Here is a 24,417-nt window from a genome sequence, read left to right as displayed (position 1 = left end):
GGGGCGGCGGATCACCGATTGGCTACAGTTGGCGCAGGTGGCGTGATCAGGAGCGGATGGCCTTGGTGGACAGCGAAGTTCCGTGGAACCGGCAGCGGTTGCGCAGCAACAACGAGCGGTTGCTGCTCGAGCAGCTGCGCACGGTCGGACCGACCTCGCGGGCCCAGCTCGCCCGGGATACCGGCCTGTCGAAGCCCACGGTCTCGCACGCGCTCGCCGCGTTGGAGGAGCACGGCCTGGTGCGCGCGGCCGGCAGGATCGCGGCCGAGCGCGGCCGCACGGCGCTGCTCTACGAGTCCGATCCCACGGCGGGCTATGTGCTGGGCATCGACATCGGCCGGGCCCGGCTGCGCGCCGCGGTGGCCGATCTTTCCGGCGAGATCCTGGCGCGCACCGACGTCCCCAACCAGGGGCGCACCGCGAACGCGGTCGCCGACGCCGCGGCCCGGGCCGCCGGGCAGGCGCTGCGTGCGGCGGACGTCCCGGCCACGAGCGTCATCCACGCCGCCGTGGGCACGCCGGGCGTGTTCGATCCCGAAGACGGCCGGGTGCGCTACGCGGCGAACCTGCCGGGCTGGGGCCGCAGCGGACTGTTCGGGCGGATCCGCGAGCGGCTCGGCGGCATCGAGATCTCCGTGCACAACGACGCGAACCTGGCCGCGCTCGGCGAGTACGACTTCGGCGCGGGCCGGGACAGCCGGCTGTTCGTCTACGTGCTGATCGGCACCGGGCTCGGCGTCGGCATCGTGGCGAACGGCGAACTGTTCACCGGCGCGCACGGAGCGGCCGGCGAGGTCGGCTTCCTCCCGGTGTCGTTCTCGGCGCCGGGCTTCGGCGACGCGGCGGACCCGCATCCCGGCGGCGAGTTGGAGGAGGCCGTCTCGGCGGACGCCGTCGTGCGCGCGGCACGCGAACGCGGCCTGAAGGGCCGGTTGACCGCCAAGCGCGTGTTCGACGAGGCGCGTGCGGGACACCCTGCCGCGGTCGCCGCCGTGCACCAGGAAGGCGAGCGGATCGCGCACGTCGTCGCGGCGATCAGCGCCGTGATCGACCCGGACGTGGTCGTGCTCGGCGGCGGTGTCGGCCACAGCGCGGACCTGATGCTCGACCCGGTGCGCGAGGTCCTGCACCGGAGCACCCCGCTGCGCCCGCTGCTCAGCGCGAGCGAACTCGGCGACGACGCGGTGCTGCTCGGCGCCCTCACCACGGCCCTGCGCGTCGGGCGGCCGCAGGTCTTCGATCGGCGGACTGGGAAGTAGCGGTCCGCGGGGCGGACAATAGTGATCATGGGAGTGAGCGTTGACGGGCGCTGCTTCGCGAGCTAGCGTCCCCCGAGTAAAGTTATCTAACTTTACTAAGACTGCCCGCGGACACCCACGCCCTCAGGGAGACTTGAGTGAACGTCCGAAAGCTCAGAAATCGGCTGGCCGTCCCGCTCGCCGCCACCCTCGCGATCACGGCGGTCGCCGGATTCCGCTACGCCCCGGTCGCCCCCACCTTCCGGTACGCCTTCAAGTACGCATCCACCAACCCCGCCGCGCAGTACGCCGTCCCCGGGGCGGTACTCGGCTCCGGCGGCTGGCAGGTGCTCTCCAGCGCCAAGACCAGCGCGTCCGGAGCCGCGATCTCGGCCTCCTCGTTCGACGCCTCCGGCTGGCTCCCGGTCGGCAACGACGACGGGGGCGCACCGGGGACCGAGATCGAGGCACTGCTGCAAAACGGCGCGTGCCCGAACGTCTACTACTCGACCAACATGAAGTCCTGCTTCGGCTACGAGAGCAAGAACGGCGCGGATTCGGTCGCGCAGTTCGACGTGCCCTGGTGGTACCGAACCGACTTCACCGCGAACCTCACCTCCGGCCAGCATGCGAATCTCGTGGTCAACGGGATCGTGGGCGCGGCCGACCTATGGGTCGACGGAAAGGAGGTGGCAACGCAGAGCACTGTCGAAGGCGCGTACACCCGCCACACCTTCGACGTCACCGGCGATCTGACACAGGGCACGAACACGCTCGCGCTCGAGGTGTACCCGAACAACCCGAACACGATGCTGACACTCGACGACGTGGACTGGAACCAGATTCCGCCGGACAACAACACCGGCATCCAGATGCCGATCCAGCTGCTCACCTCGGGCGCTTTGAGCGGCGCGGACGCGCACGTGGTCGAGAGCAACGCGACGGATCTGAGCAGCTCCGCGCTCACGGTGAAGACGAACGTCACCAACCACACGTCATCCGCGCAATCCGGCGTGGTCAACGCAACGATCACCCCGCCGGACGGGAGCACGCCGATCGCGCTCCAGCAGACCGTGACCGTCCCGGCGAACTCGACGCAGACGGTCTCGTTCACCCCGGCGGCCCACCCCGCGCTGACGATCAGGCATCCGGCGGTCTGGTGGCCCTACCAGATGGGCGCGCAGCCGCTTTACGGGCTGACGACCTCGATATCGCAGAGTTCGACCGTTTCGACCACGACGACCGGCACGTTCGGTATCAGGACCGTGACCTCGTCGCTCGTCGGCGCGGGGCCGGTGGACGAGAACGGCGTGCGGCAGTACAAGATCAACGGCGTGCCGTTCGTGGCCCGCGGCGGCGGTTTCGCCCCGGACCTGTTCCTGCACTACTCGGCCGCGGACATCGCCAAGCAGATCTCGCTCATGCGGGACATGGGCGTCAACATGATCCGGCTCGAGGGCCACTTCATGCCGGACGACTTCTACCAGCAGATGGACCAGGCCGGGATCATGATCGATTCCGGGCTCCAGTGCTGCGACGCGTGGGGAAACGACCTCAGCGGCAACCTGCTGACCGTCGCCACGAACTCGGCGCTGGCCATCGGACAGGACGAGGTCGACCACCCGAGCGTCGTCACCTTCTCATGGAGCGACAACGCTCCCGGCTCGGCCGATGCGAAGGACACCCTCGCGGCGTTCGCGCAGGCGGATTTCGACGTTCCGGTCGTCGCATCGGCCGAGGAGAACAGCGTCGCCCCGCTCGGCGACTCGGGCGAGAAGGAGGGTCCGTACGACTGGGTTCCGCCGGACTACTGGTACGACACGACGCACAACCAGCCCGGCGACAACCAGACGAACGCGGGCGGCTCCTGGGGCTTCGACAGCGAGCAGAGCGCGGGCGACACCATCCCGACCCTCGACTCGATCAACCGCTTCCTCTCCCCCGCCGAGCAGCGGCAACTGTGGCAGTCGCCGACGTACAACCAGTACCACGCGAACTATGAGACCGGGCACGGCGACTACCAGTTCGGCACGCTGTACTACTTCGACCAGGCGATGAACAACCGGTTCGGCACGCCGACCGGCCTCGACCAGTACGTCGAGGACGGCCAGGTGCAGAACTACGAGAACACGCGTGCCCAGTTCGAGGCGTTCCTCGACCATTCGACGAACAGCGCCACGCCGTCCACCGGCACGATGTACTGGCAGATGAACAAGGGCTGGCCGTCGCTGCTTTGGAATCTCTACAACCAGGACGGCGATCAGGCCGGCAGCTTCTACGGTGCGCAGGAGGCGAATCAGAATCTTCACGCTCTCTACGCGCTGGACAACGGCACCGTGACGCTCGACAACCTCGGCGGTACGACGCAGAGCGGCCTGTCGGTCGAGTCAAAGGTCTACAACACATCGGGGACGCTGCTCGACGACCAGACCGCGAGCAGCGTCGGCCTCGGCTCGCAGCAGGTCAAGAACAAGCTGCTCACACCGAAGGTCCCGGCGACCGTGACGAGCAAGTCGAAGGCGAGCACGTACTTCGTCGAACTGACGCTGCGGCAGAACGGGAACACCGTGGACCGCAACGTCTACTGGGAGTCGACGTACCCGGACAAGGTGAACTGGTCCGCGACGCTGAACGGGCAGAACGCCAATTCTTACGCGACGATGACCCAGTACGCCGACCTACAGTCGCTCAACTCGCTCGCGGCGGGCACGGTCAGCGCGAGCAACGTGACGACGACGAGCAAGCCGGGGCCGAACGGAGCCGACAGGGTCGCGGACGTGACGCTGACCAACACGTCCGCCAAGGCCGTCGCCTTCTTCCTGCGGACGGACCTGCGCCGCCCGGACAGCAGCGAGGTGCCGTCGGCGCTGTGGAGCGGGAACGACAGCACGCTGTTCCCCGGCGAGTCGGAGACCGTGAGCGTCACCTATAAGGCCGCTGACCTTGCCGGAGCGAGCCCGCTGATCAGCCTGTCCGGCTGGAACGTCGCGTTGCTGGACATCGCGGCCTGAGAACGCGAACGCGCACACAGAGCCGTCCCCCGGGGTTCCGGGCTCCGGGGGACGGCGATCGTGGGCGCCTGTCCGTCAGTCGCGGCGGCGCGGGGCCGCTCCGGGAGTGTCGGCGACTTCCGCGATGATCAGCTCGACGAACGCGTGCGGCAGCGCGCAGCGCGCGGCGATCCAGTTCGCGGGCACCCGGCGCCTGGCCAGCTCGTAGGCCAGCGCGATGCGCTCGCTCGGCGCGTCAGGATCCTGGTCCTGCGGCGGGTGCGCCGCGGCGCGGTCCGGCGTCCGCGGGGCCTCGTACCGTTCACTCCTGGCCCACGCCCGCCGGGCGAGGCGGCCGAGCGCGAGCCTCAGCCGGCCGAAGAAGCCCGAGCGGGACGGGGGCGCCGTTCGCCGCCGCCCAGGCGCGCCGTCGCGATCCGGGGAATTCACATACGACCCTTACCCGCGCTCAGCCCGCTTCATCGCCTCCGGCGGAAATCGGGTCGGCGTCCGGGCTCAGGCCTGGGCGAGCAGGTCGGTGGGCCGCCGCGGCGCGACGATCCGGCCGTCCGGAAGCAGCTCGCCGGTGTCCTCGAAGAGCACGATGCCGTTGCACAACAGGCTCCAGCCCTGCTCAGGGTGGGTGGCGACGGGCATCGCCGCCTCACGGTCGGGTGCGTCGGCATCGGGGCAGGCAGGCCAGTGCGCGCACGCCCTGGCCGCTGTCGGGGAGGGGTCCTCGTTCACCACGATCACACCGCCGAAATGTCCGGTTTTCTGCGTAAGCAGCTAGCCTGAGTATCGCGCACCCGGGTGACCAGAGAGCTAACGATGAGATAACGAACCCATGAGAGATGTTTTGAGAGATGGTGGTCGGGCAGCTCAGAGCGCCGCCCGACCACCACTGACCGTTCAGATTACGCTCTCGGGACGGCCGGCCGCTCCCGTTGCCGAAGTCACGCCAGCCGCGTCAGCTTCACCGAGACGGTCAGCGTGCTGTCCGGCGAGCCGAGATAGATCCCCTTGTGCGGGACGACGTCGCCGTATTCGCGGCCGTAGCCGACCACGACGTGGCGCAGGCCGGGGGCGACGTTGTTGGTGGCGTCGATGCCGTACCAGGCGCCGGCCCAGTACTCGGCCCACGCGTGGCTCTGGCCCTCGCAGCTGACGCCGGGCGTGGACTCCTGCAGCGGGAATAAATAGCCTGATACGTAGCGGGCGGGCAGGCCGGCGGCCCTGAGCATGCCGATCGCGATGTGCGAGAAGTCCTGGCAGACGCCCGACTTGCTCTCCCAGGCCTCGCGGCCGCTGGTGTGCACGCCGGTCGCGCCGGGCACGTAGGACATCGCCTCGTGGATCCAGCCGCAGACGCGCTCGGCGGCGGTGTGCGGTCCGCCGTCCGCGACGCGCTCGCGGAGCTCTTCTCGCAGCGCGGGGCTGAGCCTGGTCCGGCCCGTGGTCCCGGTGAACTCCGCGAGGTCGCCGGACTCGATCACGTCCTCGATCGCCTCCCAGGTCGCGTCGCGCAAGCCCGCGGAGTCCGGCTCCGCCCACGTCGAGGGGCTGGTCTCGACGACGGAGCTCGCGTTGATCGTGAGCGACTCGTGCGGGTCCTGGAGGTCGAAGCTGGTCACCCGGGTGCCCCAGTAGTCCGTGTACTGCGACGTCTGCGCCCGCGGGCCGACCTCCACCCGGCTGGACAGCCGGGTCTGGGCCGCGGTGTCCAGCGGGGTCATCCGCAGTTCGTTGTACGACGCGCGGACCGGGCCGTCATAGCTCAGCGCGGTCTCGTGCCGGATCGCGATGCGCCAGCGGCCGAGGGAGGTGTCTTCGGGCTCGAATATCGACATCGTCGTGGTCTCCCTCAGTCCTCGCGGTGCTGCCAGGCCAGCGGCGCGCTGTACTGGAAGTATTCGTCGGCCACGTGCCGGGTCGCGGTGACGCAGCCCTCCTGCAGCTCCTTGAGATACGCCGTCAGCTGGGTGCCGAGGGTGCGGTCCTCGGCGTACTCGAGCATCGTGCGCATCCGTCCCACGTCGCGGCGCGCGGACGGCAGGCCTCTGCCGACCAGTCCTAGGTGTCCGCCGGATGCCGCGAAACCATCGCCCGCGAGCGTGGCGAGGCATTGCTCGGCGACGCTGAGCGCGTGGATGACCGAGCGCGGGAACGTCTGGTCCAGCAGCAGGAATCGCGCCGCGGACTGCGGGTCGCGGCCCCAGCCGAGCGAGCGGCGGTGCGGTTCGTCGGCTCCGGCGGCGCGCAGCAGCGTCGACCAGTCCGGCGCGTTGCGGGAGGCGACCATCTTGGCCGACAGCAATCGCGCCGTCATGTCCACCCGCTCCAGGCTGCGGCCGGTCGTCAGGAACAGCCAGCCGTCGTCGCGGCTCATCGTCGAGTCGGCGAGGCCGCAGAACAGCGCCGCGCGTTCCCGGACGAACCGCAGATAGGCGTACGGTCCGAGCCGGCCGGCGGCCTTGCGCTGGCCGGGCAGCGCGTGCCAGGTGGCGTTCAGGCACTCCCACGCCTCGGTCGAGATCACCTCGCTCACGCCACGTGCGTTGTCCCGGGCCGCGCACCACGCCCCGGACACGGCGCTGGGGCTGGCCGTGTCGAAGCCGAGCAGGTCCATGACCCCGACCGCGTCGTACCTGGCTCCCCGCGGGTCGGCGGGCTTCACGCCGAGGATGGCGTAGAGCGTGCGGCACGCGGCGTGCTCGTCGGTCGCGGGATCGTCGAGCAGTCGGTGCATGAAGGCGTCGAGGATGCGTGCCGTGTCGTCGGCGCGCTCGACGTACCGGCCGAGCCAGAACAGTGACTCGGCGATCCGGCTGAGCATGAACCGTCCTCCTTCGCCTATTTCGCCTGCTGCTGTTGCTGTTGCTGTTGCTGCTGTTGCTGCTGGAAGCCGTCGGCGCCGGGTCCCGCGAGCCGGCCGGCCACGGCCTCGGCGGGATCCAGCTGGCCGTCGACCGCGTCGCTTCCGTCGGATTGCGCGGGGCTCACGGCGTCCGGGTCGAAGTCCGGGGCGAGCACCCAGGTGTCCTTGGAGCCGCCGCCCTGGCTGGAGTTCACGATCAGCGCGCCCTCGCGCAGCGCCACGCGGGTGAGCCCGCCCGGCAGCACCCAGACCCGTTCCCCGTCGTTGACCGCGAACGGGCGCAGGTCGATGTGCCGCGGCGCGAACCGGTCGGTGGTGAACGTCGGCGAGGTGGAGAGCGCGACCGGACGCTGCGCTATCCAGCCGCGCGGGTTCTTCGCGACCTGGGTCCGCAGGTTCACCAGGGTCTTCTCGTCGGCGGCCGGACCGATCACGATGCCCTTGCCGCCCGCGCCGTCCACCGGCTTCAGGACGAGGTCGGCGAGGTGGTCGAGCACGAATTCGAGGCGTTCCGCGTCCTCGAGGCGGTGCGTCTCGACGTTGTCGAGCACCGGGTCCTCGCCGAGGTAATACCTGATCAGCTCTGGAATGTAGGTGTATATGAGCTTGTCGTCGGCGGCGCCGCAACCGACCGAGTTGGCGATCGTCACGCTCCCGGCGCGGGCGGCGTTCAGCATTCCGGGGACGCCGATGACGGATTCGGGCCGGAAGTGCAGCGGGTCGATGAAGTCATCGTCGATGCGCCGATAGATGACGTGCACCGGCTCGTCCCCCGCCGTCGTGCGCATCCGGACCTCGTTGCCGACGCAGAACAGGTCGCGCCCCTCGACGAGCTGAACGCCCATCAGCCGCGCCAGCAGCGCGTGCTCGAAGTACGCCGAGTTCGCCACACCGGGCGTGAGCACGACGACGGTCGGGTCGACGACGTCCGGAGGGGCCGCGGCGCGCATCGCCGCGAGCAGCCGCACCGGGTAGTCGTCCACGGGACGCACGCGCTGCTCGGCGAACAGGCCGGGGAATGTGCGGGTCATGATGCGCCGGTTCTCCAGCACGTAGCTGACCCCGGAGGGCACCCGCACGTTGTCCTCTAGGACCCGGAAGCGGCCGTCCACGTCGCGCACCAGGTCGATGCCCGCGACGTGCACGCGCACCCCGTTCGCCGGCTCGATGCCGTGCGCCGCGCGGTGGAATCCGCTGCCGGTCAGCACGACCGAGCGCGGAACGATCCGGTCACGGAAGACGTTCGCCGGCCCGTAGACGTCGGCGAGGAAGGCCTCGAGGGCCAGCACCCGCTGCCGCACCCCGCGGTCGATCAGATCCCATTCCTCGGCGGCGATCACCCGCGGCACCAGGTCCAGCGGGAAGGGCCGCTCCTCGCCGTCGAAGGCGAAGGTGACTCCGCGGTCGGTGAACGCGCGGGCCACCTGGTCGGCGCGCAGCCGCAGCTCACTCGGGTCGAAATGCTCCAGCGCCGCGCGCACGGCCTTGTAGGCCGGCCGCGGCTGGGCCGGTCCCGAGAACATCTCGTCCCAGGCCGCGCCCAGTGCGTACTCCTCGAACACATCCGCCATGTCCGAAAGGTAGAGGCGGGATGTTTCCGAACCATGACAACCGTGGTGATCTTTGTGTCGGGTGCCGGTCCCGATTTCGGGACCGGCACCCGGTTCTCACGAGATCAGTCTGCTCAGACTCCGGCGAGCGCGGGGGTCTCCGCGTCCTCGTCGATCGTCGCCCCACTGAGCACGGCGCGGGCCCGATCGCGGTCCAGCACGCCCTCCCACGCCGCGACGACGAAGGAGCCGACCGCGTTGCCGCACGCGTTGGTCAGCGCCCGGGCGGTGGACATGAAGCGGTCGATGCCGAAGATCAGCATGATGCCGGTGACTGGGATCGTGCCGACCGAGGCGAGCGTGGCGGCCAGCACGATGAATCCGGACCCGGTCACGCCCGCCGCGCCCTTCGAGGTCAGCAGCAGGATCGCGAGGATGCCGAGCTGCTGCGCGAGGGAGAGATGGGTGCCGGTGGCCTGCGCGACGAACAGCGCCGCGAGGGTCAGGTAGATGCAGGTGCCGTCGAGGTTGAAGGAGTATCCGGTCGGCACCGTGAGGCCGACCACGTCCTCCGGCACGCCCGCGCGCTCGATCTTGCGCATCAGCCGCGGCAGCACCGTCTCGCTCGACGAGGTGCCGAGCACGATCAGCAGTTCGTCCTTGATATAGCGCAGCAGCGACAGGACGTTGAGCCCGAAGGCCGCGCAGACCGCGCCGAGCGCCACGATCACGAAGATCGCGCAGGTGCCGTACATCAGGCCGATCAGCGAGCCGAGGCTGGTCAGCGTGTGCACGCCGTATTTGCCGACGGTGAAGGCCATCGCACCGAACGCGCCGACGGGGGCCGCGTACATGATGATGCGCAGAATCGCGAAGAACACCTTGCCGAGCTTCTCGACGCCCGCCGCGACTCCGGCCGCCGGCTCGCCGACCAGCTTGATCGCGACGCCGAAGAGCACCGCGAAGAACACCACCTGCAGGTCGCTGCCGGTCGAGGTGAACGCGCCGAGCGCGCTCGGCGGCACGATCTCGGTGAGGATCGACCAGAATCCCTGGGCCCTGCCCTCGGCGGCGTACTGCGCCGCGCTGCCGGTGAGCTTCAGCGAGGCCGGGTCGGCGTGGATCGAACTGCCCGGGTGCAGCACGTCGATCGCGATCAGGCCGAGCACGAGGGCGACGGTGGTCATGCCCTCGAAGTAGATGAGGGATTTGATCCCGATCCGGCCGACCTTGCGTAGATCGTCGACGCCCGCGATGCCGCCGACGACCGTCACGAAGATGATCGGGCCGACGACCATCGTGATCATGGATACGAACACCGTGCCGAGGGGCTCGAGATTGGTGCCGGCCTTGGGCCAGGCCGCACCGACCACGACCCCGGCCACGATCCCCACCAGTACCCACACGTACAACTGCCGATACCACCCCGACCGGCCTCTCACCGCCGTGCTCGTCGCTGCACTCGCCGCCATGCGAAGACTCCCAACACCTGGGCCACCACACCGTGACCGTCCCCCAGACCATCGCGGACGGCGACCCCGCAGGTCAGCATTACGCGCATTTCGAATCTGAACGGTGGATGCGACACTGTGCGGATGCGCGAGACTGTGCCCCCACGTCTGGTGCGGCGGCTGCTCCGCCGCACCTCGCGCCTGAGCATCTCCAAGCAGGTCCTGTTCATGCAGCTCGCGATGGCCGTGCTGCTGACGACCGCCGGGATCACGATCGCTATCCAGCAGGCGCGCAACACAGACTTCGATCATGCGCGCGCCGAAACACTGGCCCTGGCGGAGACCGTCGCGGCGGCCCCCGGCACGGCCGCCGCCGTGCGGAGCGGCGACCCGACGACGGATCTGCAGCCGATCGCGTCGAGCATCGAGAAGTCCACCTCGGTGGACTTCATCGTGATCATGAGCCCGGCCGGGATCCGCTACACGCATCCGAACCCGGACGAGATCGGCAAGCACTACATCGGCGACACGGCTCCCGCGCTGGCCGGGCACCCGTTCAGCGAGGTCTACACGGGCACGCTCGGGCCCTCGGTCCGCTCCGTCGCCCCGATCTACGCGGCGAACGGCAGGATCGTCGGCCTGGTCTCGGTCGGCATCACGCTGGAGCGCGTCTCGACGATCGCCGGACGGCAGCTTCCGCTGATCCTGGCCATCGCGCTCGGCGTCGTCGCGCTGATCGGCCTCGGATCCTGGGCACTGTCCAGGCGCCTGAGCAAGCAGACCCTGGGCCTGGGACCCCAGGAGATAACCCGTCTCTACGAACACCACGACGCTGTGTTACACGCGATGCACGAGGGTCTGGTCGTCCTCGACCGGCGACGCAGAGTCCTGCTGATGAACGACGAGGCGCTGCGACTGCTGGATCTTGACCCGGCCGAGGATCCGGGCGGCCGCACGGTCGCCGGTCTCGGCCTCGATCCCGCGTTCGCGGAACTGCTCGGTTCCGGCCGTGACGCGCACGACGAGACGCACCTGGCCGGCGCGCGCGTGCTCGCGGTCAACCAGTCGCGGGCCATGCGCGACGGCCGCGACCTCGGCACGGTCGTCACGCTGCGGGACCACACGGAACTGCGTGCGCTGGCCGGCGAACTGGACTCGGCTCGCGCGTTCGCCGACGCGCTCTCGGCGAGCGCGCACGAGGCCGCGAACCGCTTGCACACCGTCGTCACGCTGATCGAACTGGACCGTCCGCAGGACGCGGTCCGCTTCGCGACGACGGAGTTGGCCGCGTCGCAGGGCCTGATCGATCGGCTGCTCGGCGCGGTCGGCGACGAGGCGGTCGCCGCACTGCTGCTCGGTAAGATCTCGCAGGCGGCCGAGCGCGGCGTCGAGATCGCGATCGGCGAGGACACCGCCGCGCCGGATCTCGCCGTGCCCAACCGGGATCTGATCACGATCCTCGGCAACCTGATCGACAACGCGGTCGACGCGGCGGCCGCGACCGAAGTGCCGCACCGCGTCTCGGTCAGCCTGTGCTCGGGAGCCGAGGGCGTGCGAATCCGCGTGGCCGACACCGGCGCGGGCATCGCGCCCGAGCACGCTGACGAGATCTTCACTCGCGGCTGGACGACGAAGCAGGAGGCCGGTCACGGCATCGGCCTGGCGCTCGTGCGGCACAGCGTCGGGCGGAACGACGGAACGATCGCGATCGCCGTCGATCCCGTCCTCGGCGGCGCGGCGATCACCGTGTCCCTGCCGACATCCGCCGGCGCCCGCGTCGGCCTGCTGGAAGATCGGGCCGAGGTATGACGTCCCCATCCCAGCCTCTGATCAATACCCTGATCGTCGAGGACGATCCGGTGCTCGCCGAGGCCCATCGCGCGTTCACCGAGCGGGTCCCCGGCTTCGCCGTCGCGGGCGTCGCGCACCTCGGCACGGACGCGCTGCGCCTCGTCGCGACCCGCCCGGTGGACGTGCTGCTGCTCGACGTGAATCTGCCGGACATCAGCGGAATCGAACTCTGCCGCTCGCTGCGCTCGCACGGCAACGCGGTGGACGTCATCGCCGTGACCTCGGCCCGCGACCTGGCGACCGTCCGCGCGGCCGTGTCGCTCGGCGTCGTGCAGTATCTGCTGAAGCCCTTCGCGTTCGCGTCGTTCCAGGACAAGCTTCAGGCGTACGCCGAATACCGTCGCCGCGCCGCGCAGGCTCCGCGGCAGCTCGCCCAGACGGACGTGGACCGCGCACTCGCCGCGCTGCACGAAAGCCCGACGCCGGCTCTGCCCAAGGGCCTGACCGAAGCGACGCTCGGCGCGATCGTCGAACTGCTGCGGAAGAGCGGCGGCGGCCTGTCGGCGGCGCAGGTGTCGCAGGGTGTGGGTATCGTCGTGCAGACGGCCCGTCGCTACCTGGAGTATCTGGTCAGCCAACGCCTCGCCGCACGCACCCCGATATACGGCGGCGCCGGACGCCCCGAGCAGCTGTATCAGTGGACGGGAAGCTCGACGCCGTCGTAACCGCGTGGCGGGTGAGCTCAGCCGCTGAAGCTGGACGGGTTGTAGCAGGTGTCGCTGGACGAGTCGAACAGTGGCGTGGTGTCCACCGGCTCGTCGCTCGGCGGGTTGACGATGACCTGCGCGGAGTTCTGGGTCAGGTTGTCCTCGCAGTTGATGACATCGCTGTCGGACTGGGCGCCCTGACCGCCGACCCAGAGGTCGATGTGGTACAGCCCGGGACCGCCGTCGGGGCCCGAACCCGTCCAGTCCTCATCGCACTCGACGCAGTCGTCCTCCATGATGAAGTACCGGTGCAGGTACGGGTAGTAGACGATCGTGCCGATCGGCAGCTCGGCCTGGTCGGTGGCGTAGGTGATCGGGTCGGAGTAGGTGCCCGTTCCCCCGGCCGCGTCGTGGATGGTGTTGTAGCCGTCGCTCGCCGGGTACGCGATCGCGTTTCCGGGAGGCGAGTTGTCCGGCCAGCCGTACAGCGTGACCAGGAAGTTCTGCGTGTCGGCGTGAGCGGCCGTGGTGGACGCCGTAACGCCGAGCGTGGTGAGCGCGAGCGTCATGGTCCCGCCGGCGAGCGTGGCGAGGCGCCGCTTGGTCAAGCGCATGTGTGGGTGATCCTCTCCATTCTCAGGCACCGACCCCCCAAGGCCGATGCATCGAATTAGTTAGATTTACTAACTCGGAGGGGAAAGTACTTCGCGTCCGGAGGACCGTCAAGAGGCCCGCCGCGATCAACGCAGCGGGCCTCTTGACGCGTGAATGTCTTCTTCGAGGTCCTCGTGAAGACCTCGTATTGAGGAGCTATCCGACGTGAGGGGCACGATTCTGTGAGCGGCTGTCAGTTTCAGTCCGTGCCGGACTCGAGGGCGGTGCGGTTCAGCAGCTCCTCGTCCGGGAGCTCGGCGGGGATCGCGTCGCCGCGCTCGGCGATCGCCTCGGCGCCGCCCTCCGACAGCGCGCCGATCAGCGCAGTACTCTGACCGGCACCGGTGAGCGCCACCTGCGCGGTGCCGACCATGCCGAGGCTGGCATACTGCTCCAGTTTCGCGCGCGAGTCGGCGATGTCGAGGTTGCGCATCGTCAGCTGGCCGATTCGGTCGACCGGGCCGAAGGCGGCGTCCTCGGTGCGCTCCATGGAGAGCTTGTCCGGGTGGTAGCTGAACGCCGGGCCGCTCGTCTCCAGGATCGAGTAGTCCTCGCCGCGCCGCAGCCGCAGCGTGACCTCGCCGGTGACGGCCATGCCGACCCAGCGCTGCAGCGACTCGCGGAGCATCAGCGACTGCGGGTCCAGCCAGCGGCCCTCGTACATCAGGCGGCCGAGGCGGCGGCCCTCGTTGTGGTAGCTGGCGACGGTGTCCTCATTGTGGACCGCGTTGACCAGGCGCTCGTAGGCCGCGTGCAGCAGGGCCATTCCGGGCGCCTCGTAGATGCCGCGGCTCTTGGCCTCGATGATGCGGTTCTCGATCTGGTCCGACATGCCGAGGCCGTGCCGACCGCCGATCGCGTTGGCCTCCAGCACCAGCTCCAGGGCGGTGTCGAAGCGCTTGCCGTTGATCGTGACCGGCCGGCCCCGCTCGAAGCCGATCGTCACGCCCTCGGGCTCGATGCTCACCGCGGGATCCCAGAAGCGCACACCCATGATCGGCTCGACGATCTCGATGCCGGTGTCGAGGTGCTCGAGCGACTTGGCCTCGTGCGTCGCGCCCCACAGGTTGGCGTCCGTGGAGTAGGCCTTCTCCTTGCTGGAGCGGTACGGCAGCTTGCGGGCGAGCAGCCACTCGGACATCTCGGTGCGGCCGCCGAGCTCGTTGACGAAGTCCGCGTCGAGCCAGGGCTTGTAGATGCGCAGCGAGGGGTTGGCCAGCAGGCCGTACCGGTAGAAGCGCTCGATGTCGTTGCCCTTGTAGGTCGAGCCGTCGCCCCAGATCTGCACGCCGTCCTCGAGCATGGCGCGCACCAGCAGGGTGCCGGTCACGGCGCGGCCGAGCGGGGTGGTGTTGAAGTAGGTGCGGCCGCCCGACTTGATGTGGAACGCACCGCAGGCGAGCGCCGCCAGGCCCTCCTCCACCAGCGCGGCACGGCAGTCGACGAGCCGGGCGAGCTCGGCGCCGTACTCCGCGGCACGGTCGGGCACCGAGGCGATGTCGGCCTCGTCGTACTGGCCGATGTCGGCCGTGTACGCGCAGGGCACAGCGCCCTTCTCGCGCATCCACGCGACAGCTACGGACGTGTCGAGCCCTCCGGAGAAGGCGATTCCGACACGTTCCCCGACAGGGAGGGAGGTGAGTACCTTGGACACGATCAGAATTATATGCACTCGACTGCACGACTATGCAAGTCGGTCCAGATCCCGGGCGTGTCGCGTCGTCTGCGAGGACGTTACCGGGACGCGTCGGCGCTCTGCGGCTGCGACTCGCCCAGATACTCGTGCACGCGCACGGCCAGCAGCAGGGCCGCGGACTGGTCTCCGTCGCCCGCGTGCGAATCGAGAAAGGGCCGCAGTTCGTTGAGCCGATAGCGCACGGTATTGGGATGCACGGCGAGATCGGCGGCGACTTCTTTCAGCTTGCCCTGACACCGCAGATAGGCCGAGAGCGTCGGCAGCACCCAGCTTCGGTCCGCCAGCCGTCCGAGCGGACGCAGGCAGCCCTGGGCGAATCGGCGTGCCCGGTCGGGGTCGGCGACGAGCGAGGCGAGCGGCGCGAGTTCCTGGCAGTCGTATATGGCGCTCGGCGTTGAACTCAGCCGCGTGCCGACCTGCATCGCGTCGACCGCCTCGCGGTAGCTGTGCCGGATCTCGTCGGGCCCTTCGGCGATCGCGCCCACCGCGACGGTGAAGGGCGTGCGGGCGTTGGTGAAGCGGGCGAGCCGGCGCAGCAATGCGTCCCGGCCACCCGCGGAGTCGACCGGACACGCCGCGACGACGCTGCGCAACCGCGTCGTCCAATAGCCCGCGCGCACCTCGCGGACGAGCGCGGCGGCCACGTCGTCCAAGGAGATGCGAGCCTGCTGCGGGACTTCGACCACGACGACGCAGTGCGGCGCGTTGAGCTTGACCGCGTGGTGGTACTGATCGCGCCCGCGGTCGGAGAGGATCGCCTCGAACAGGGCCGAGCGGCTGAGTTCCGGCTCGTGCGCCGAGCGCAAGGCTTCGTCGGCGTACGCCTGCTCGGCGGCCGTGGTGAGCCGGTCGGTGAATTCGAGCATGCGCGTCGAAAGCGGCGCGATCAAATCCTGGTCGACCGGCAACTCAAGGGTCTCCTGCCACACGACACGCGCGGCGATTCGGTACGCGCGCATCATCGCGTCCATGCCGACGCCCTGGATCGCGCGACGGCGGATCGCCTCCAGCACGGGCCGCAGCAAATCCGCGTCGACCGGCCGGTCCTGTTCCAGGAAGTCGAGCCAGGAGCGAAGCCCGGCGAGCGAGACCGCTGTCATGTCGGCGAGTACGAGAGGGTCGTTGACCCGTGCATACTGTGGAATCTCGGCACGACCACACCCATCGGTTCCTGTGGGATGTGGGCTGATTTGCGATAGATTCGACGCGTGGCTTCAATCGGTTCGCCGCGCCCGGCGCGTGTCGCGCTCGTGGGTACCGGCGGCATCGCGGAAAACGCCCATCTGCCCGCTCTTCGATCTCTCGGCGACCGTGTCACGGTGGTCGCCGCCCTCGACACCGATCCGGCGCGGCTCGCCGATTTCACGGCCCGGCACGGGATTCCGGCCGCACGCGCCGACCTCGCCGAACTCCTCGAACGTGACAAGCCAGACCTCGTACACCTGTGCACCCCGCCGGCCGCGCACGCCGCGGACGCGATCCAGTGCCTCGACGCCGGTGCGTGGGTGCTCATCGAGAAGCCGCCCGCGCGCAGCCTGGCCGAGTACGACCGGATCACCGCCGCCGAGGGCACGGTTCCTTCGGGTCCTTACGCGTCGGTCGTCTTCCAGCACCGCTTCGGGTCGGCCGGGCTACGGCTGGCCGGACTCGCTCGCGCGGGCACGCTCGGGAAACCGCTGGTCGCCCAGTGCGTGACGGCCTGGTACCGGGATCACGCGTACTACGAGGTGCCCTGGCGCGGCCGCTGGGACACCGAGGGCGGCGGGCCGACCATGGGCCACGGCATCCACCAGATGGATCTGATGCTCGCCGTGCTCGGCGAGTGGGACGAGGTCCGCGCGATGACCGGCACCCTGGACCGCGATGTCGAGACGGAGGATGTGTCCGCGGCCGTCGTCCGCTTCGCATCCGGCGCGATCGCGACCGTGCTCAACAGTGTTCTGTCACCGCGCGAGGAGAGCTACCTGCGCTTCGACTTCACGAACGCGAGCGTCGAGGTCAGGCACCTGTACGGATACGGCGACGACGACTGGACCTTCACTCCTGCTCCGCACGCGAATGTCAGCGGGGTCTGGCGAATAGAGCATCCTGACACTCCTAGCTCGCATCAGGCTCTGCTCCCCCACGTGATAGACGCCTGGGAGCAGGGGCGACGTCCTCCGCTCAGCGGAGCCGACGGGCGCGCGACGCTTGAGCTGGCCACGGCGATCTACCGGGCCGCGGCCACTGGTGTGCCGGTGCGCCGCGAGGATCTCGGCCCGCACGACCCCTTCTACCACCGGCTCGACGGGAGGCACAGACCATGACGGCGACCGATGAACTCACCTCCGCGCTCCTCGATGACAATGCGGATGCGTCCGTAATCGCGGCTCGCGTGGGCGACCGCGAGCTGTTCCGATACAGCTACCGGCCCGCACTCGATCCGTTCGAATGTCCGGCCCCTTACTTCCATCCGCTCCGGACGCTCGGCGGCGGCACGGTGACCAACCATCGGCCGAACGACCACCGCTGGCACAAGGGCCTGGCGATGACGATCTCGCACCTGTCCGGTCAGAACTTCTGGGGCGGCGGTACGTACGTGCACGGCGACGATGGTCACGGGTACGTGAACCTGCCGAACGTCGGCAGCCTCGCGCACCGGGAGTTCGAGTCCTTCGACGCCGACGGCTTCTCAGAGCACATCGATTGGATCTCTGCGGACGGCGAGCACCGGATCGCCGAGACGCGGCGGATCGCAGTGCTCGACGTCGACCCGGAAGACGGTCGGTGGACGCTGCAATTCGACACCGAACTGCTCAACGTCAGCGGCCGCGTGCTGGATATCGGCAGCCCGACCGTGTTCGGCCGCGTCCTCGCGGGCTACAGCGGATTCTTCTGGCGCGGGCCACGGTCGTTCGCGGGCGGGAGCGTGATCGCAGGTGGCGGGCTCGAAGGCCCGGAAGTGATGGGCCAACGCGCGCCTTGGCTCGCGTACAGCGGGGAGTTCGACGGAATCGACGGGCGCGCGACGCTCGTCTTCCGCGCCGCGCCCGACACGGCTGGCGGTGAGCCGTACTGGTTCGTGCGCAGCGAGCCGTTCGCCGCGGTCAACCCGTCGCTCGCCTATTATCAGGGCTTGGACTTGCCAGCGGACGAGACGCTGACCCGCAGCTACCGCGTCACCATCGCGGACGGCGCCTGGGACCGCGCACGCGTCGAGGCCCACCTCGCGGGGCAGTCATGGTGACCGCGCGCCCGGCATTCCCGGGTGCCGCGGCCGTTTCGGGGCTGCGGGTCTACGACTGGTCCGCCGAGGACGGGCTCTGCGGCGGGTCCCCGCACGTGCATCTGGCCTGCACGGAGGCGTACCTGGTCGTCGGCGGACGCGGCGCGCTGCACACGCTTACCGTCGCGGGGCTGGAACGTACGCCGCTGCATGCCGGTGTCGTCGCCTGGTTCGGGCCTGGCACCGTGCACCGCGCGGTGAATCTGGACGGCGCGCTCAAGGTCGTGGTCGTGATGCAGAACAGCGGCCTGCCCGAGGCGGGCGACGCGGTGCTCACCTTCCCGCCCGAGCATCTCGAGTCGGCGGACAGCTACCGGCTCGCCGCGACGGCCGAGGACGACGCGGGCGCCCGGAGACGCCGTGACCTGGCCGTCGCGGGTTACCTGTCGCTCCTCGACGCGGTCGCCGCCGGCGATCCCGGCCCCTTGGCGGAGTTCTACCGTCAAGCCGTTCGGCTGCGATCAGAGCTCTTCGACTCCTGGGAGAAGGTGCTGCGTTCCGGAGCCCTCGCCGCCGCCGAACGCACCGCTGACGAGCTCACGGCACTGAGACAGGGCCGGATCGACCATCTTCTCGACGCCGCGCTGCGAGTCGAGGACGCACCGGAGCCCGCGCAGCGTGCGTTCGGGATGTGCGGACGACTTGACCGCTACAAGCTCGGATGACAGCGCCTAGACGCCGCCTACTTGCCGAGAACCGCGTTGAGCGACTGCTCGATCGTCGGGTACTGGAACGTGAACCCGGCCTTGAGCAGGCCCGCGGGCACGGCGCGGCAGCTGCCGGTGATGCCCGAGGTGAATTCGCCGATCGCGATCTTGAGCGCGAATTCGGGCACTGAGGCGATCGTCGGGCGGTGCATCGCGCGACCCATCGCCTTCGTGATCTCGCGGTTGGTCAGCGGCTCGGGCGCGGCGAAGTTGAGCGGGCCGACGACGCCGTCGTCGTCGATGGCGAAGCGCAGCGCCGCGATGTGGTCGGCGAGCGCGATGAACGGCCAGTACTGGTTGCCCGAGCCGAGCCGTCCGCCGACGCCGTAGCGGAACAGCGGAAAGAGCTTGCCCCAGGCGCCGCCCTTGGCGGAGACGACCAGGCCGGTGCGCGGGTGCACGACGCGGATGCCCGCCTGCGCGGCCGGGGCGGCGGCATCCTCCCATTCGATGCAGAGCCCTGCGAGGAAGTCCTTGCCGGCCGGGGTGCTCTCGTCGACGACGCGGTCGCCGGTGTCTCCGTAGTAGCCCACGGCCGAGGCGGAGACCAGCACGCGCGGCTTGACCTCGAGGGCCGCGACGGCCCGCGCGATCGTCTGGGTGCCGAGCACGCGGCTGTCCCGCAGCTCCTTCTTGTACGCGTCGTTCCACCGCTTGTCGCCGATGCCGGCGCCCGCGAGGTGCACGACGGCCTCGACGCCCTCGAGCGCGCCGGACTGCACGGTCCCGGCCTTCGGGTCCCAGGTCGCCGACTCGCTGCCGTCGCCCGCCGAGGCCGAGCCGCCGCGGGTCAGCCGCAGCACCTGGTGGCCGTCGAGCAGGAGGGAACGGGTGAGGGCGGATCCGATGAGTCCGGTGGATCCGGTGATCGCGACGCGCATGGCGTCCTCCCGAGAGCAGAGCGTTTTATACTTCAAACATAGTCAGGAGCGATCGTACGCCCCGATCGCCGCGAAGGCGAACCGGGCCCGTCCATTAAGGTCAGGACCATGTCCCCGAGCACCCCGCGCTGGCTCGACGCCGAGGAGCGCCGCGCCTGGATCGCCTACATGGCCAGCAGCACGCTACTCGAGGACTACCTCGACCGGCAGTTGCGACGCGATGTCGGAATCACCCATGCGGACTACTCGCTGCTCGCGCGGCTGAGCAATTCGCCCGATCAGGCGTTGGGCATGTCCGAGCTCGCCGAACAGATGAAGATCACCCGCAGCCGCCTGACGCATGCCGTCACCCGTCTGGAGAACGCCGGCTACGTCGAGCGCCGCGAGCACCCCACCGACCGCCGCGGCCAGCTCGCCGCCCTCGCCCCCGCCGGCCGGGAGCTGCTGGAACGCGCGGCCCCCGACCACGTCGAGGCCGTCCGGCACGCCGTCTTCGACGCGCTGACTCCGGATCAGGTCCGGCAGTGGGGCGAGATCAGCGCCTCCATCTACGCGGCCATCGAGGGCGTGACGTCCGACCCGCTTCCGTGGCACCGGCGCTGAGCCGGCTGAGGGGTACGGACGTTACCCGGAAGAACCCGCCCCCTCCCGCGGCGCGCATCGCGGCGTCTTCCGTGTGATCGTTGACGGCGTACCCCGTACATCGCTCGGATCGAAGGGAACGCGCCATGCGCACCACCACTCTCGGCCCCACCGGACCGCAGGTCGGCGTCGTCGGCCTCGGCTGCATGGGCATGACCGCCAGCTACGACATGGAGACGCCGCGGGACGAGGCCACGTCGATCTCCGTCATCCACCAGGCACTCGACCTCGGCGCGACGCTGATCGACACCGCCGACGTCTACGGCCCGTACACCAACGAGGATCTCGTCGGCCGCGCCCTGGCCGGTGGGCGCCGGGACCGCGCTGTTCTCGCGACGAAGGTCGGCCTCGTGCGCGACCCGGCGCGGCCGACCGAGCTCAAGTTCGTCAACAACGGCCGCCCGGAGCACGTCCTGGCCTCGATCGACGCGAGCCTCACCCGGCTCGGCACCGACCACGTCGACCTGTACCAGCTGCACCGCGTCGACCCGGACGTTCCGATCGAGGAGACGTGGGGCGCGATGGCCGAGGTCGTGAAGGCGGGCAAGGCGAAGGCGATCGGCATGTCCGAGGTGACGGTCGATCAGATCGAGCGCGCCGGCTCGGTGCACCCCGTGGCCTCGGTCCAGTCCGAGTTTTCCCTCTGGACGCGCGACGTCCTCGCCGAGGTGCTGCCGTACACCGAGAGCCACGGCATCGCCCTCCTGCCCTTCTCCCCGCTCGGCCGCGGCTTCCTCACCGGGAACTTCCAGTCCTTCGACGAGCTGCCGAAGGAGGATTTCCGCCGCAGCCTCCCGCGCTTCCAGCAGGACGCGCTCAAGGCCAACCTCGCGCTCGTCGCGCGCGTCCGCGAGATCGCCGAGCGGGCCGGCATCTCGCCCGCTCAGGTCGCGCTCGCCTGGGTGATCGCGCGGGGCCGCTACGTCGTCCCGATCCCCGGCACCAAGACCCCGAAGTACCTCCTCGACAACGTCGCGGCCGGCGAGGTGCAGCTCTCCCCCGCTGACCTCGCCGACCTCGACGCGCTGCCCGCCCCGGTGGGCGGACGGTACTGACGCTTACGCGGCCTAGCCGGCGCGGCCGGAGGTGCCCGGCACGAGCGGGTGGACCTCGAAGCCCGAGCAGAGGTTGCCCGGCGCCGGGAACGGCGTGGACTGCCGGGTGTTCGGCGGGGTGATCAGCACCTTGCCGGAATCCATGCCGGGGCAGTTCGCGCCGACCGGGGTCTCGCCGTTCGGCGGCGCGTCGAGCCATTCGAGGACGGTCGACGCGGCGGAGCCGGGCTTGAGCACGATCGTGGCGGGGCTCGGATACTGGCCGCCCATGTAGCCGCGCTGCGTCCGCGTCGCGTTCAGCACGACCTGCCCCGGCGTGTCGGTCACCCCGGCGCCGGGGTAGCCCTCCACCGAGCACGGCACGGATCCCGTGTTGGTGATCACGACGACCCAGCCCGCGTGCCCGAGCGCGGCCCCGGACGAGACCGTCGTGACCTTCAGTTCGGTCTCGCCGCACGCGGGCGTCCCCGCGGCGGCGCCGGTGCCGGCGCTGTTGCTCGCGCCCGCGGTCGTCGACACCGCGCCGGTCGACGAATTCGTGGCGCCGCCGGTCGTCCCGGTGGCAATCGCGGTCGCCGCGCCCGACGTCGTCGCCCCTCCGCTCGCCGCCGACTGCGCGCTCGACGTACACCCGCTCAGCGCCGCGGCAGCCACCATCGCCCCCAGCACCGAGGCGGTCCCCACGCCCAACTTCGAGTACTTCATCGCGACCCCGCGTCCTTCTCCACCCGCGGCGGGTGTCTCCCGCCCTCGAATAAACAAGACGATCCGGCGGACCAACGGTTGTCACGACTCAGTTGCGAACCGTATTCAGTCTCAGCAGGACGGCCGACCACTCCGGGAGCCGGACCGTGAGGGAGCGGAAGTCCTGGTGCCAGGAGACGTCGGCTTCGTTCGGGGAGGTGGGGAAGACGACCTCGGGGCGGATGGCGCGGTCGGCGATCCAGGGGATGGGGAGGTCGACCGCGAGGTTATCGGCGGCGCGTCGCCAGACGAGGACGTAGCCGGCGGTGGAGGAGTCCGACGCGACTTCGAGGGCCACGGCGACCCAGCCGTCCCGCCACTTGGGGAGGCCGAGCGGCCAGTGCGGCAGTGCGGTCGGGAGGTGGGCGCGCAGTTCGCGGTAGGCGGCCAGCGATTGGTGCGTGAGTGCTTCCTGTTCGGGCCGCAGCAGGTCGAGGCGGCCGCTGAGGTGGATGCGGCCGAGCAGGGCGCCGGCGAGGTTGAAGGCCGTTTCGCGGTCGGTCATCGCAGGCACCGGATACGCCCACATGGCCGACTGTTCGGGCGCGACGGCCATCGGGGCGGCGGCGGCGATCGCGGGGAGCAGGCGGAAGTCGGTCTGGTCGGTGACCGAGTGCAGTTGCGCGGTGGCGAGCATCGCGTGGTCGGTGCGCAAGCCTCCTGAGGAGCAGCTTTCGATGACAAGGCCGGGGTGGCGGTCGAGCACGGACTCGATCCACGCGAGGTACGCGCGGTTGTGCCCGAGCAGCCCGTCGCCGGGACTGTCGGCGTCGTGGTCGGTGCCGGGGCCGATCTCGATGTTGTAGTCGAGCTTCAGGTATCCGAGGCCGAAATCGGTCACGAGGCGGTCGATCGTCGCGTCGAGGTGCTGGCGGGCGGCCGGGTGACGGAAGTCCAACTGGTGACGGCCGCGCTCGGTCAGCCGCCTGCCCGCCCGCTGGAAGAACGCCCCGTCCGGCAGACGGCTCGCGAACGGGCTGCGCACGCCGACCACCTCGGGTTCCAGCCACAGGCCCGGGGTCATGCCGCGTTCGCGGATGAGGTCCATCACCTTGTCGAAGCCGCCGGGGAAGCGTACCGTCGAGGGCTGCCATTCCCCGACGCTGTCCCACCAGCCGTCGGTGTCGTCGTACCAGCCCGCGTCCACGACGAAGTATTCGGCCCCCGCCCTGGCCGCCGCGTCGATCAGCGGCCGCAGCCGCTCGGTGCTCGGGTCGCCGCCGAGGCAGTTCATATAGTCGTTGAAGATGATCGGCAGACGTTCGTGGTCGGCATGGGGGCGACGGGTTACCCGGCGGTGGTTGGTGAGCTGGCCGATCGCGCCCTCCAGGCCGTGCGCGGAGGCGGCGAGGGTCGCGGGGACGGTGGTGAACGTCTCGCCGGGGGCGAGGACCTTCGACCACTGGTTTTCCGCATCGCAGGGTCCGGACAGGCCGACGTATACGGCGTCGTACGTGTCGCCGACCTCCCAGGCCCAGGAGCCGTTGTGCTCGATCTGCCAGACGACGGCGCGGCCGCTCCGCTCGTCCGTGAGCGCGCCCATCGGGAGGTCTTCGGACGAGGACCACGAGCCGGTGCTCGAACGGGCCAAGCGGTTCCGCGCGTCGGGACGGTCGGTGGTGGTCAGGCCGCGCTCGGAGAGGGTGGCGGAGCTCCAACGACCCTCGCCGCACCACGGATTCGCCGCCGTCCACGTGGTGAGGCGGTCCTCCCAGCGGTCGTCGCCGACGGGGAGAACGCCCGGGATGAGCAGGGAGGTGGCATGCAGAAGGACGACCTCCTTGGTACCTGCACTAACGCGGGTCCAGCTGCGGACGGCACTGATACCGGGGTGCTGTTCTAGGCAGGCCACCACGGTGAGGTCGGTGACGGGGTCGTGCGAGGTGATTTCGAGCAGGCTTGAACGATCGGAGCGAGATATCGAGTGGCGCACGTATTGAAGGCGGGAAGACACGGCGCCGCCGATGTGGCGTTTGCCGTTGATGAAATCCCGGGCGTGGCCGGCGAGTTCGATGTGCGACAGCGGAAGAACGGTGCGCGTTTCTGAATCCGTGCTCTCGACGGCCAGCAGGCTTTCGCCGATCCGAAGCTCGGCCAGCCGTGGCGGCTCGCCCTCGGCGCAGTAGAGGGCCAGCTCCAGGACGTCCCCGAAGGTGATGATCATGAGC

The 24,417-nt window shown here is 69.8% G+C and carries 21 protein-coding genes; 9 read left to right on the top strand and 12 right to left on the bottom strand.

The genetic code is table 11. The annotated features are described in order from the left end of the window. Positions 1 to 65 precede the first annotated feature (65 nt). Both VG296_RS07680 and VG296_RS07675 read left to right on the top strand, forming a co-directional pair. Complete coding sequence (locus tag VG296_RS07680; RefSeq protein WP_325564565.1) at positions 66 to 1,259, top strand: ROK family transcriptional regulator; 1,194 nt, start codon at positions 66 to 68, stop codon at positions 1,257 to 1,259. A gap of 137 nt (positions 1,260 to 1,396) precedes the next feature. After that, positions 1,397 to 4,249 (top strand): glycoside hydrolase family 2 protein, encoded by a 2,853-nt coding sequence (locus VG296_RS07675; RefSeq protein WP_325564563.1) that lies wholly within the window; start codon positions 1,397 to 1,399, stop codon positions 4,247 to 4,249. A 75-nt stretch (positions 4,250 to 4,324) separates the two neighbouring features. Here the strand turns inward: VG296_RS07675 and VG296_RS07670 are convergent, their stop codons facing one another. The 6 genes from VG296_RS07670 to dctA all read right to left on the bottom strand — a co-directional run bounded on the left by VG296_RS07670 (position 4,325) and on the right by dctA (position 10,128). Continuing rightward, positions 4,325 to 4,678, bottom strand: a complete 354-nt coding sequence (locus tag VG296_RS07670; protein WP_325564561.1) for a hypothetical protein — start codon at positions 4,676 to 4,678, stop codon at positions 4,325 to 4,327. Between the two features lie 66 nt (positions 4,679 to 4,744). Then, positions 4,745 to 4,984, bottom strand: a complete 240-nt coding sequence (locus VG296_RS07665) for a DUF5999 family protein (RefSeq protein WP_325564559.1) — start codon at positions 4,982 to 4,984, stop codon at positions 4,745 to 4,747. A gap of 200 nt (positions 4,985 to 5,184) precedes the next feature. Further along, positions 5,185 to 6,078 (bottom strand): transglutaminase family protein, encoded by an 894-nt coding sequence (locus tag VG296_RS07660; protein ID WP_325564557.1) that lies wholly within the window; start codon positions 6,076 to 6,078, stop codon positions 5,185 to 5,187. A 14-nt stretch (positions 6,079 to 6,092) separates the two neighbouring features. Continuing rightward, entirely contained in the window at positions 6,093 to 7,064 is a 972-nt protein-coding gene (locus tag VG296_RS07655; protein ID WP_325564555.1) for an alpha-E domain-containing protein, read from the bottom strand. 17 nt (positions 7,065 to 7,081) lie between these two features. Beyond that, entirely contained in the window at positions 7,082 to 8,677 is a 1,596-nt protein-coding gene (locus VG296_RS07650) for a circularly permuted type 2 ATP-grasp protein (RefSeq protein ID WP_325564553.1), read from the bottom strand. A gap of 113 nt (positions 8,678 to 8,790) precedes the next feature. Continuing rightward, positions 8,791 to 10,128, bottom strand: coding sequence for a C4-dicarboxylate transporter DctA (gene dctA, locus VG296_RS07645; protein WP_325564551.1), 1,338 nt, complete (start codon positions 10,126 to 10,128; stop codon positions 8,791 to 8,793). A 123-nt stretch (positions 10,129 to 10,251) separates the two neighbouring features. On the opposite strand from dctA, the gene VG296_RS07640 reads away from it, so the two are divergent. Both VG296_RS07640 and VG296_RS07635 read left to right on the top strand, forming a co-directional pair. Next, positions 10,252 to 11,916, top strand: a complete 1,665-nt coding sequence (locus tag VG296_RS07640; protein WP_325564549.1) for a sensor histidine kinase — start codon at positions 10,252 to 10,254, stop codon at positions 11,914 to 11,916. Beyond that, a complete protein-coding gene (locus tag VG296_RS07635) occupies positions 11,913 to 12,623 on the top strand; it encodes a response regulator (RefSeq protein WP_325564547.1) in 711 nt (236 codons plus the stop codon). Before VG296_RS07640 ends, VG296_RS07635 begins: the two co-directional genes overlap by 4 nt. A 17-nt stretch (positions 12,624 to 12,640) precedes the next feature. Here VG296_RS07635 and VG296_RS07630 read toward each other — a convergent pair whose 3' ends face one another. The 3 genes from VG296_RS07630 to VG296_RS07620 form a co-directional block, all read right to left on the bottom strand. Next, positions 12,641 to 13,219: a hypothetical protein gene (locus VG296_RS07630; RefSeq protein ID WP_325564545.1), complete on the bottom strand. Its 579-nt coding sequence runs from the start codon at positions 13,217 to 13,219 to the stop codon at positions 12,641 to 12,643. 239 nt (positions 13,220 to 13,458) lie between these two features. Continuing rightward, positions 13,459 to 14,913 (bottom strand): argininosuccinate synthase, encoded by a 1,455-nt coding sequence (gene argG / locus VG296_RS07625; RefSeq protein ID WP_325564543.1) that lies wholly within the window; start codon positions 14,911 to 14,913, stop codon positions 13,459 to 13,461. An 80-nt stretch (positions 14,914 to 14,993) separates the two neighbouring features. After that, positions 14,994 to 16,055, bottom strand: coding sequence for a PucR family transcriptional regulator (locus VG296_RS07620; protein ID WP_325564541.1), 1,062 nt, complete (start codon positions 16,053 to 16,055; stop codon positions 14,994 to 14,996). Between the two features lie 108 nt (positions 16,056 to 16,163). Here VG296_RS07620 and VG296_RS07615 point away from each other — a divergent pair, with 108 nt between their 5' ends. The 3 genes from VG296_RS07615 to VG296_RS07605 are packed head-to-tail and all read left to right on the top strand — an operon-like array spanning position 16,164 to position 18,885. After that, positions 16,164 to 17,261 carry a Gfo/Idh/MocA family oxidoreductase gene (locus VG296_RS07615; protein WP_325564539.1) on the top strand — a complete coding sequence of 366 codons (1,098 nt, stop codon included), beginning with the start codon at positions 16,164 to 16,166 and terminating at the stop codon, positions 17,259 to 17,261. After that, a complete protein-coding gene (locus tag VG296_RS07610; protein WP_325564537.1) occupies positions 17,258 to 18,181 on the top strand; it encodes a PmoA family protein in 924 nt (307 codons plus the stop codon). The genes VG296_RS07615 and VG296_RS07610 overlap by 4 nt, the downstream gene beginning before the upstream one ends. After that, positions 18,175 to 18,885, top strand: a complete 711-nt coding sequence (locus tag VG296_RS07605; RefSeq protein ID WP_325564535.1) for a cupin domain-containing protein — start codon at positions 18,175 to 18,177, stop codon at positions 18,883 to 18,885. Before VG296_RS07610 ends, VG296_RS07605 begins: the two co-directional genes overlap by 7 nt. A 17-nt stretch (positions 18,886 to 18,902) precedes the next feature. Here VG296_RS07605 and VG296_RS07600 read toward each other — a convergent pair whose 3' ends face one another. Then, positions 18,903 to 19,808 carry a TIGR01777 family oxidoreductase gene (locus VG296_RS07600; protein WP_325564534.1) on the bottom strand — a complete coding sequence of 302 codons (906 nt, stop codon included), beginning with the start codon at positions 19,806 to 19,808 and terminating at the stop codon, positions 18,903 to 18,905. A 108-nt stretch (positions 19,809 to 19,916) separates the two neighbouring features. Here VG296_RS07600 and VG296_RS07595 point away from each other — a divergent pair, with 108 nt between their 5' ends. Beyond that, positions 19,917 to 20,411, top strand: a complete 495-nt coding sequence (locus tag VG296_RS07595; RefSeq protein WP_325564532.1) for a MarR family transcriptional regulator — start codon at positions 19,917 to 19,919, stop codon at positions 20,409 to 20,411. Between the two features lie 125 nt (positions 20,412 to 20,536). Then, positions 20,537 to 21,505: an aldo/keto reductase gene (locus tag VG296_RS07590; protein ID WP_325564530.1), complete on the top strand. Its 969-nt coding sequence runs from the start codon at positions 20,537 to 20,539 to the stop codon at positions 21,503 to 21,505. Between the two features lie 12 nt (positions 21,506 to 21,517). On the opposite strand, the gene VG296_RS07585 is transcribed toward VG296_RS07590, so the two are convergent. Next, positions 21,518 to 22,210 (bottom strand): DUF4232 domain-containing protein, encoded by a 693-nt coding sequence (locus VG296_RS07585; RefSeq protein WP_325564528.1) that lies wholly within the window; start codon positions 22,208 to 22,210, stop codon positions 21,518 to 21,520. Positions 22,211 to 22,298: 88 nt separating this feature from the next. Further along, positions 22,299 to 24,413 (bottom strand): glycoside hydrolase family 36 protein, encoded by a 2,115-nt coding sequence (locus VG296_RS07580; RefSeq protein WP_325564526.1) that lies wholly within the window; start codon positions 24,411 to 24,413, stop codon positions 22,299 to 22,301. Positions 24,414 to 24,417 lie beyond the last annotated feature (4 nt).

The organism is Actinospica sp. (assembly GCF_035552695.1).
In the GTDB taxonomy this organism is placed as follows: Bacteria; Actinomycetota; Actinomycetes; order Streptomycetales; family Catenulisporaceae; genus Actinospica.
The sequence above is the reverse complement of the archived record's forward strand: the minus strand, read 5'-3'. Positions and strand labels throughout refer to the sequence as shown.

What these genes read in the sequence shown, in the direction of transcription:
- VG296_RS07660 (WP_325564557.1), bottom strand. Translation starts at nt 6,078, where the DNA reads ATGTCGATATTCGAGCCCGAAGACACCTCCCTCGGCCGCTGGCGCATC.
- VG296_RS07655 (WP_325564555.1), bottom strand. Translation starts at nt 7,064, where the DNA reads ATGCTCAGCCGGATCGCCGAGTCACTGTTCTGGCTCGGCCGGTACGTC.
- VG296_RS07650 (WP_325564553.1), bottom strand. Translation starts at nt 8,677, where the DNA reads ATGGCGGATGTGTTCGAGGAGTACGCACTGGGCGCGGCCTGGGACGAG.
- dctA (WP_325564551.1), bottom strand. Translation starts at nt 10,128, where the DNA reads ATGGCGGCGAGTGCAGCGACGAGCACGGCGGTGAGAGGCCGGTCGGGG.
- VG296_RS07640 (WP_325564549.1), top strand. Translation starts at nt 10,252, where the DNA reads ATGCGCGAGACTGTGCCCCCACGTCTGGTGCGGCGGCTGCTCCGCCGC.
- VG296_RS07635 (WP_325564547.1), top strand. Translation starts at nt 11,913, where the DNA reads ATGACGTCCCCATCCCAGCCTCTGATCAATACCCTGATCGTCGAGGAC.
- VG296_RS07630 (WP_325564545.1), bottom strand. Translation starts at nt 13,219, where the DNA reads ATGCGCTTGACCAAGCGGCGCCTCGCCACGCTCGCCGGCGGGACCATG.
- VG296_RS07620 (WP_325564541.1), bottom strand. Translation starts at nt 16,055, where the DNA reads ATGACAGCGGTCTCGCTCGCCGGGCTTCGCTCCTGGCTCGACTTCCTG.
- VG296_RS07610 (WP_325564537.1), top strand. Translation starts at nt 17,258, where the DNA reads ATGACGGCGACCGATGAACTCACCTCCGCGCTCCTCGATGACAATGCG.
- VG296_RS07605 (WP_325564535.1), top strand. Translation starts at nt 18,175, where the DNA reads ATGGTGACCGCGCGCCCGGCATTCCCGGGTGCCGCGGCCGTTTCGGGG.
- VG296_RS07600 (WP_325564534.1), bottom strand. Translation starts at nt 19,808, where the DNA reads ATGCGCGTCGCGATCACCGGATCCACCGGACTCATCGGATCCGCCCTC.
- VG296_RS07595 (WP_325564532.1), top strand. Translation starts at nt 19,917, where the DNA reads ATGTCCCCGAGCACCCCGCGCTGGCTCGACGCCGAGGAGCGCCGCGCC.
- VG296_RS07590 (WP_325564530.1), top strand. Translation starts at nt 20,537, where the DNA reads ATGCGCACCACCACTCTCGGCCCCACCGGACCGCAGGTCGGCGTCGTC.
- VG296_RS07585 (WP_325564528.1), bottom strand. Translation starts at nt 22,210, where the DNA reads ATGAAGTACTCGAAGTTGGGCGTGGGGACCGCCTCGGTGCTGGGGGCG.
- VG296_RS07580 (WP_325564526.1), bottom strand. Translation starts at nt 24,413, where the DNA reads ATGATCATCACCTTCGGGGACGTCCTGGAGCTGGCCCTCTACTGCGCC.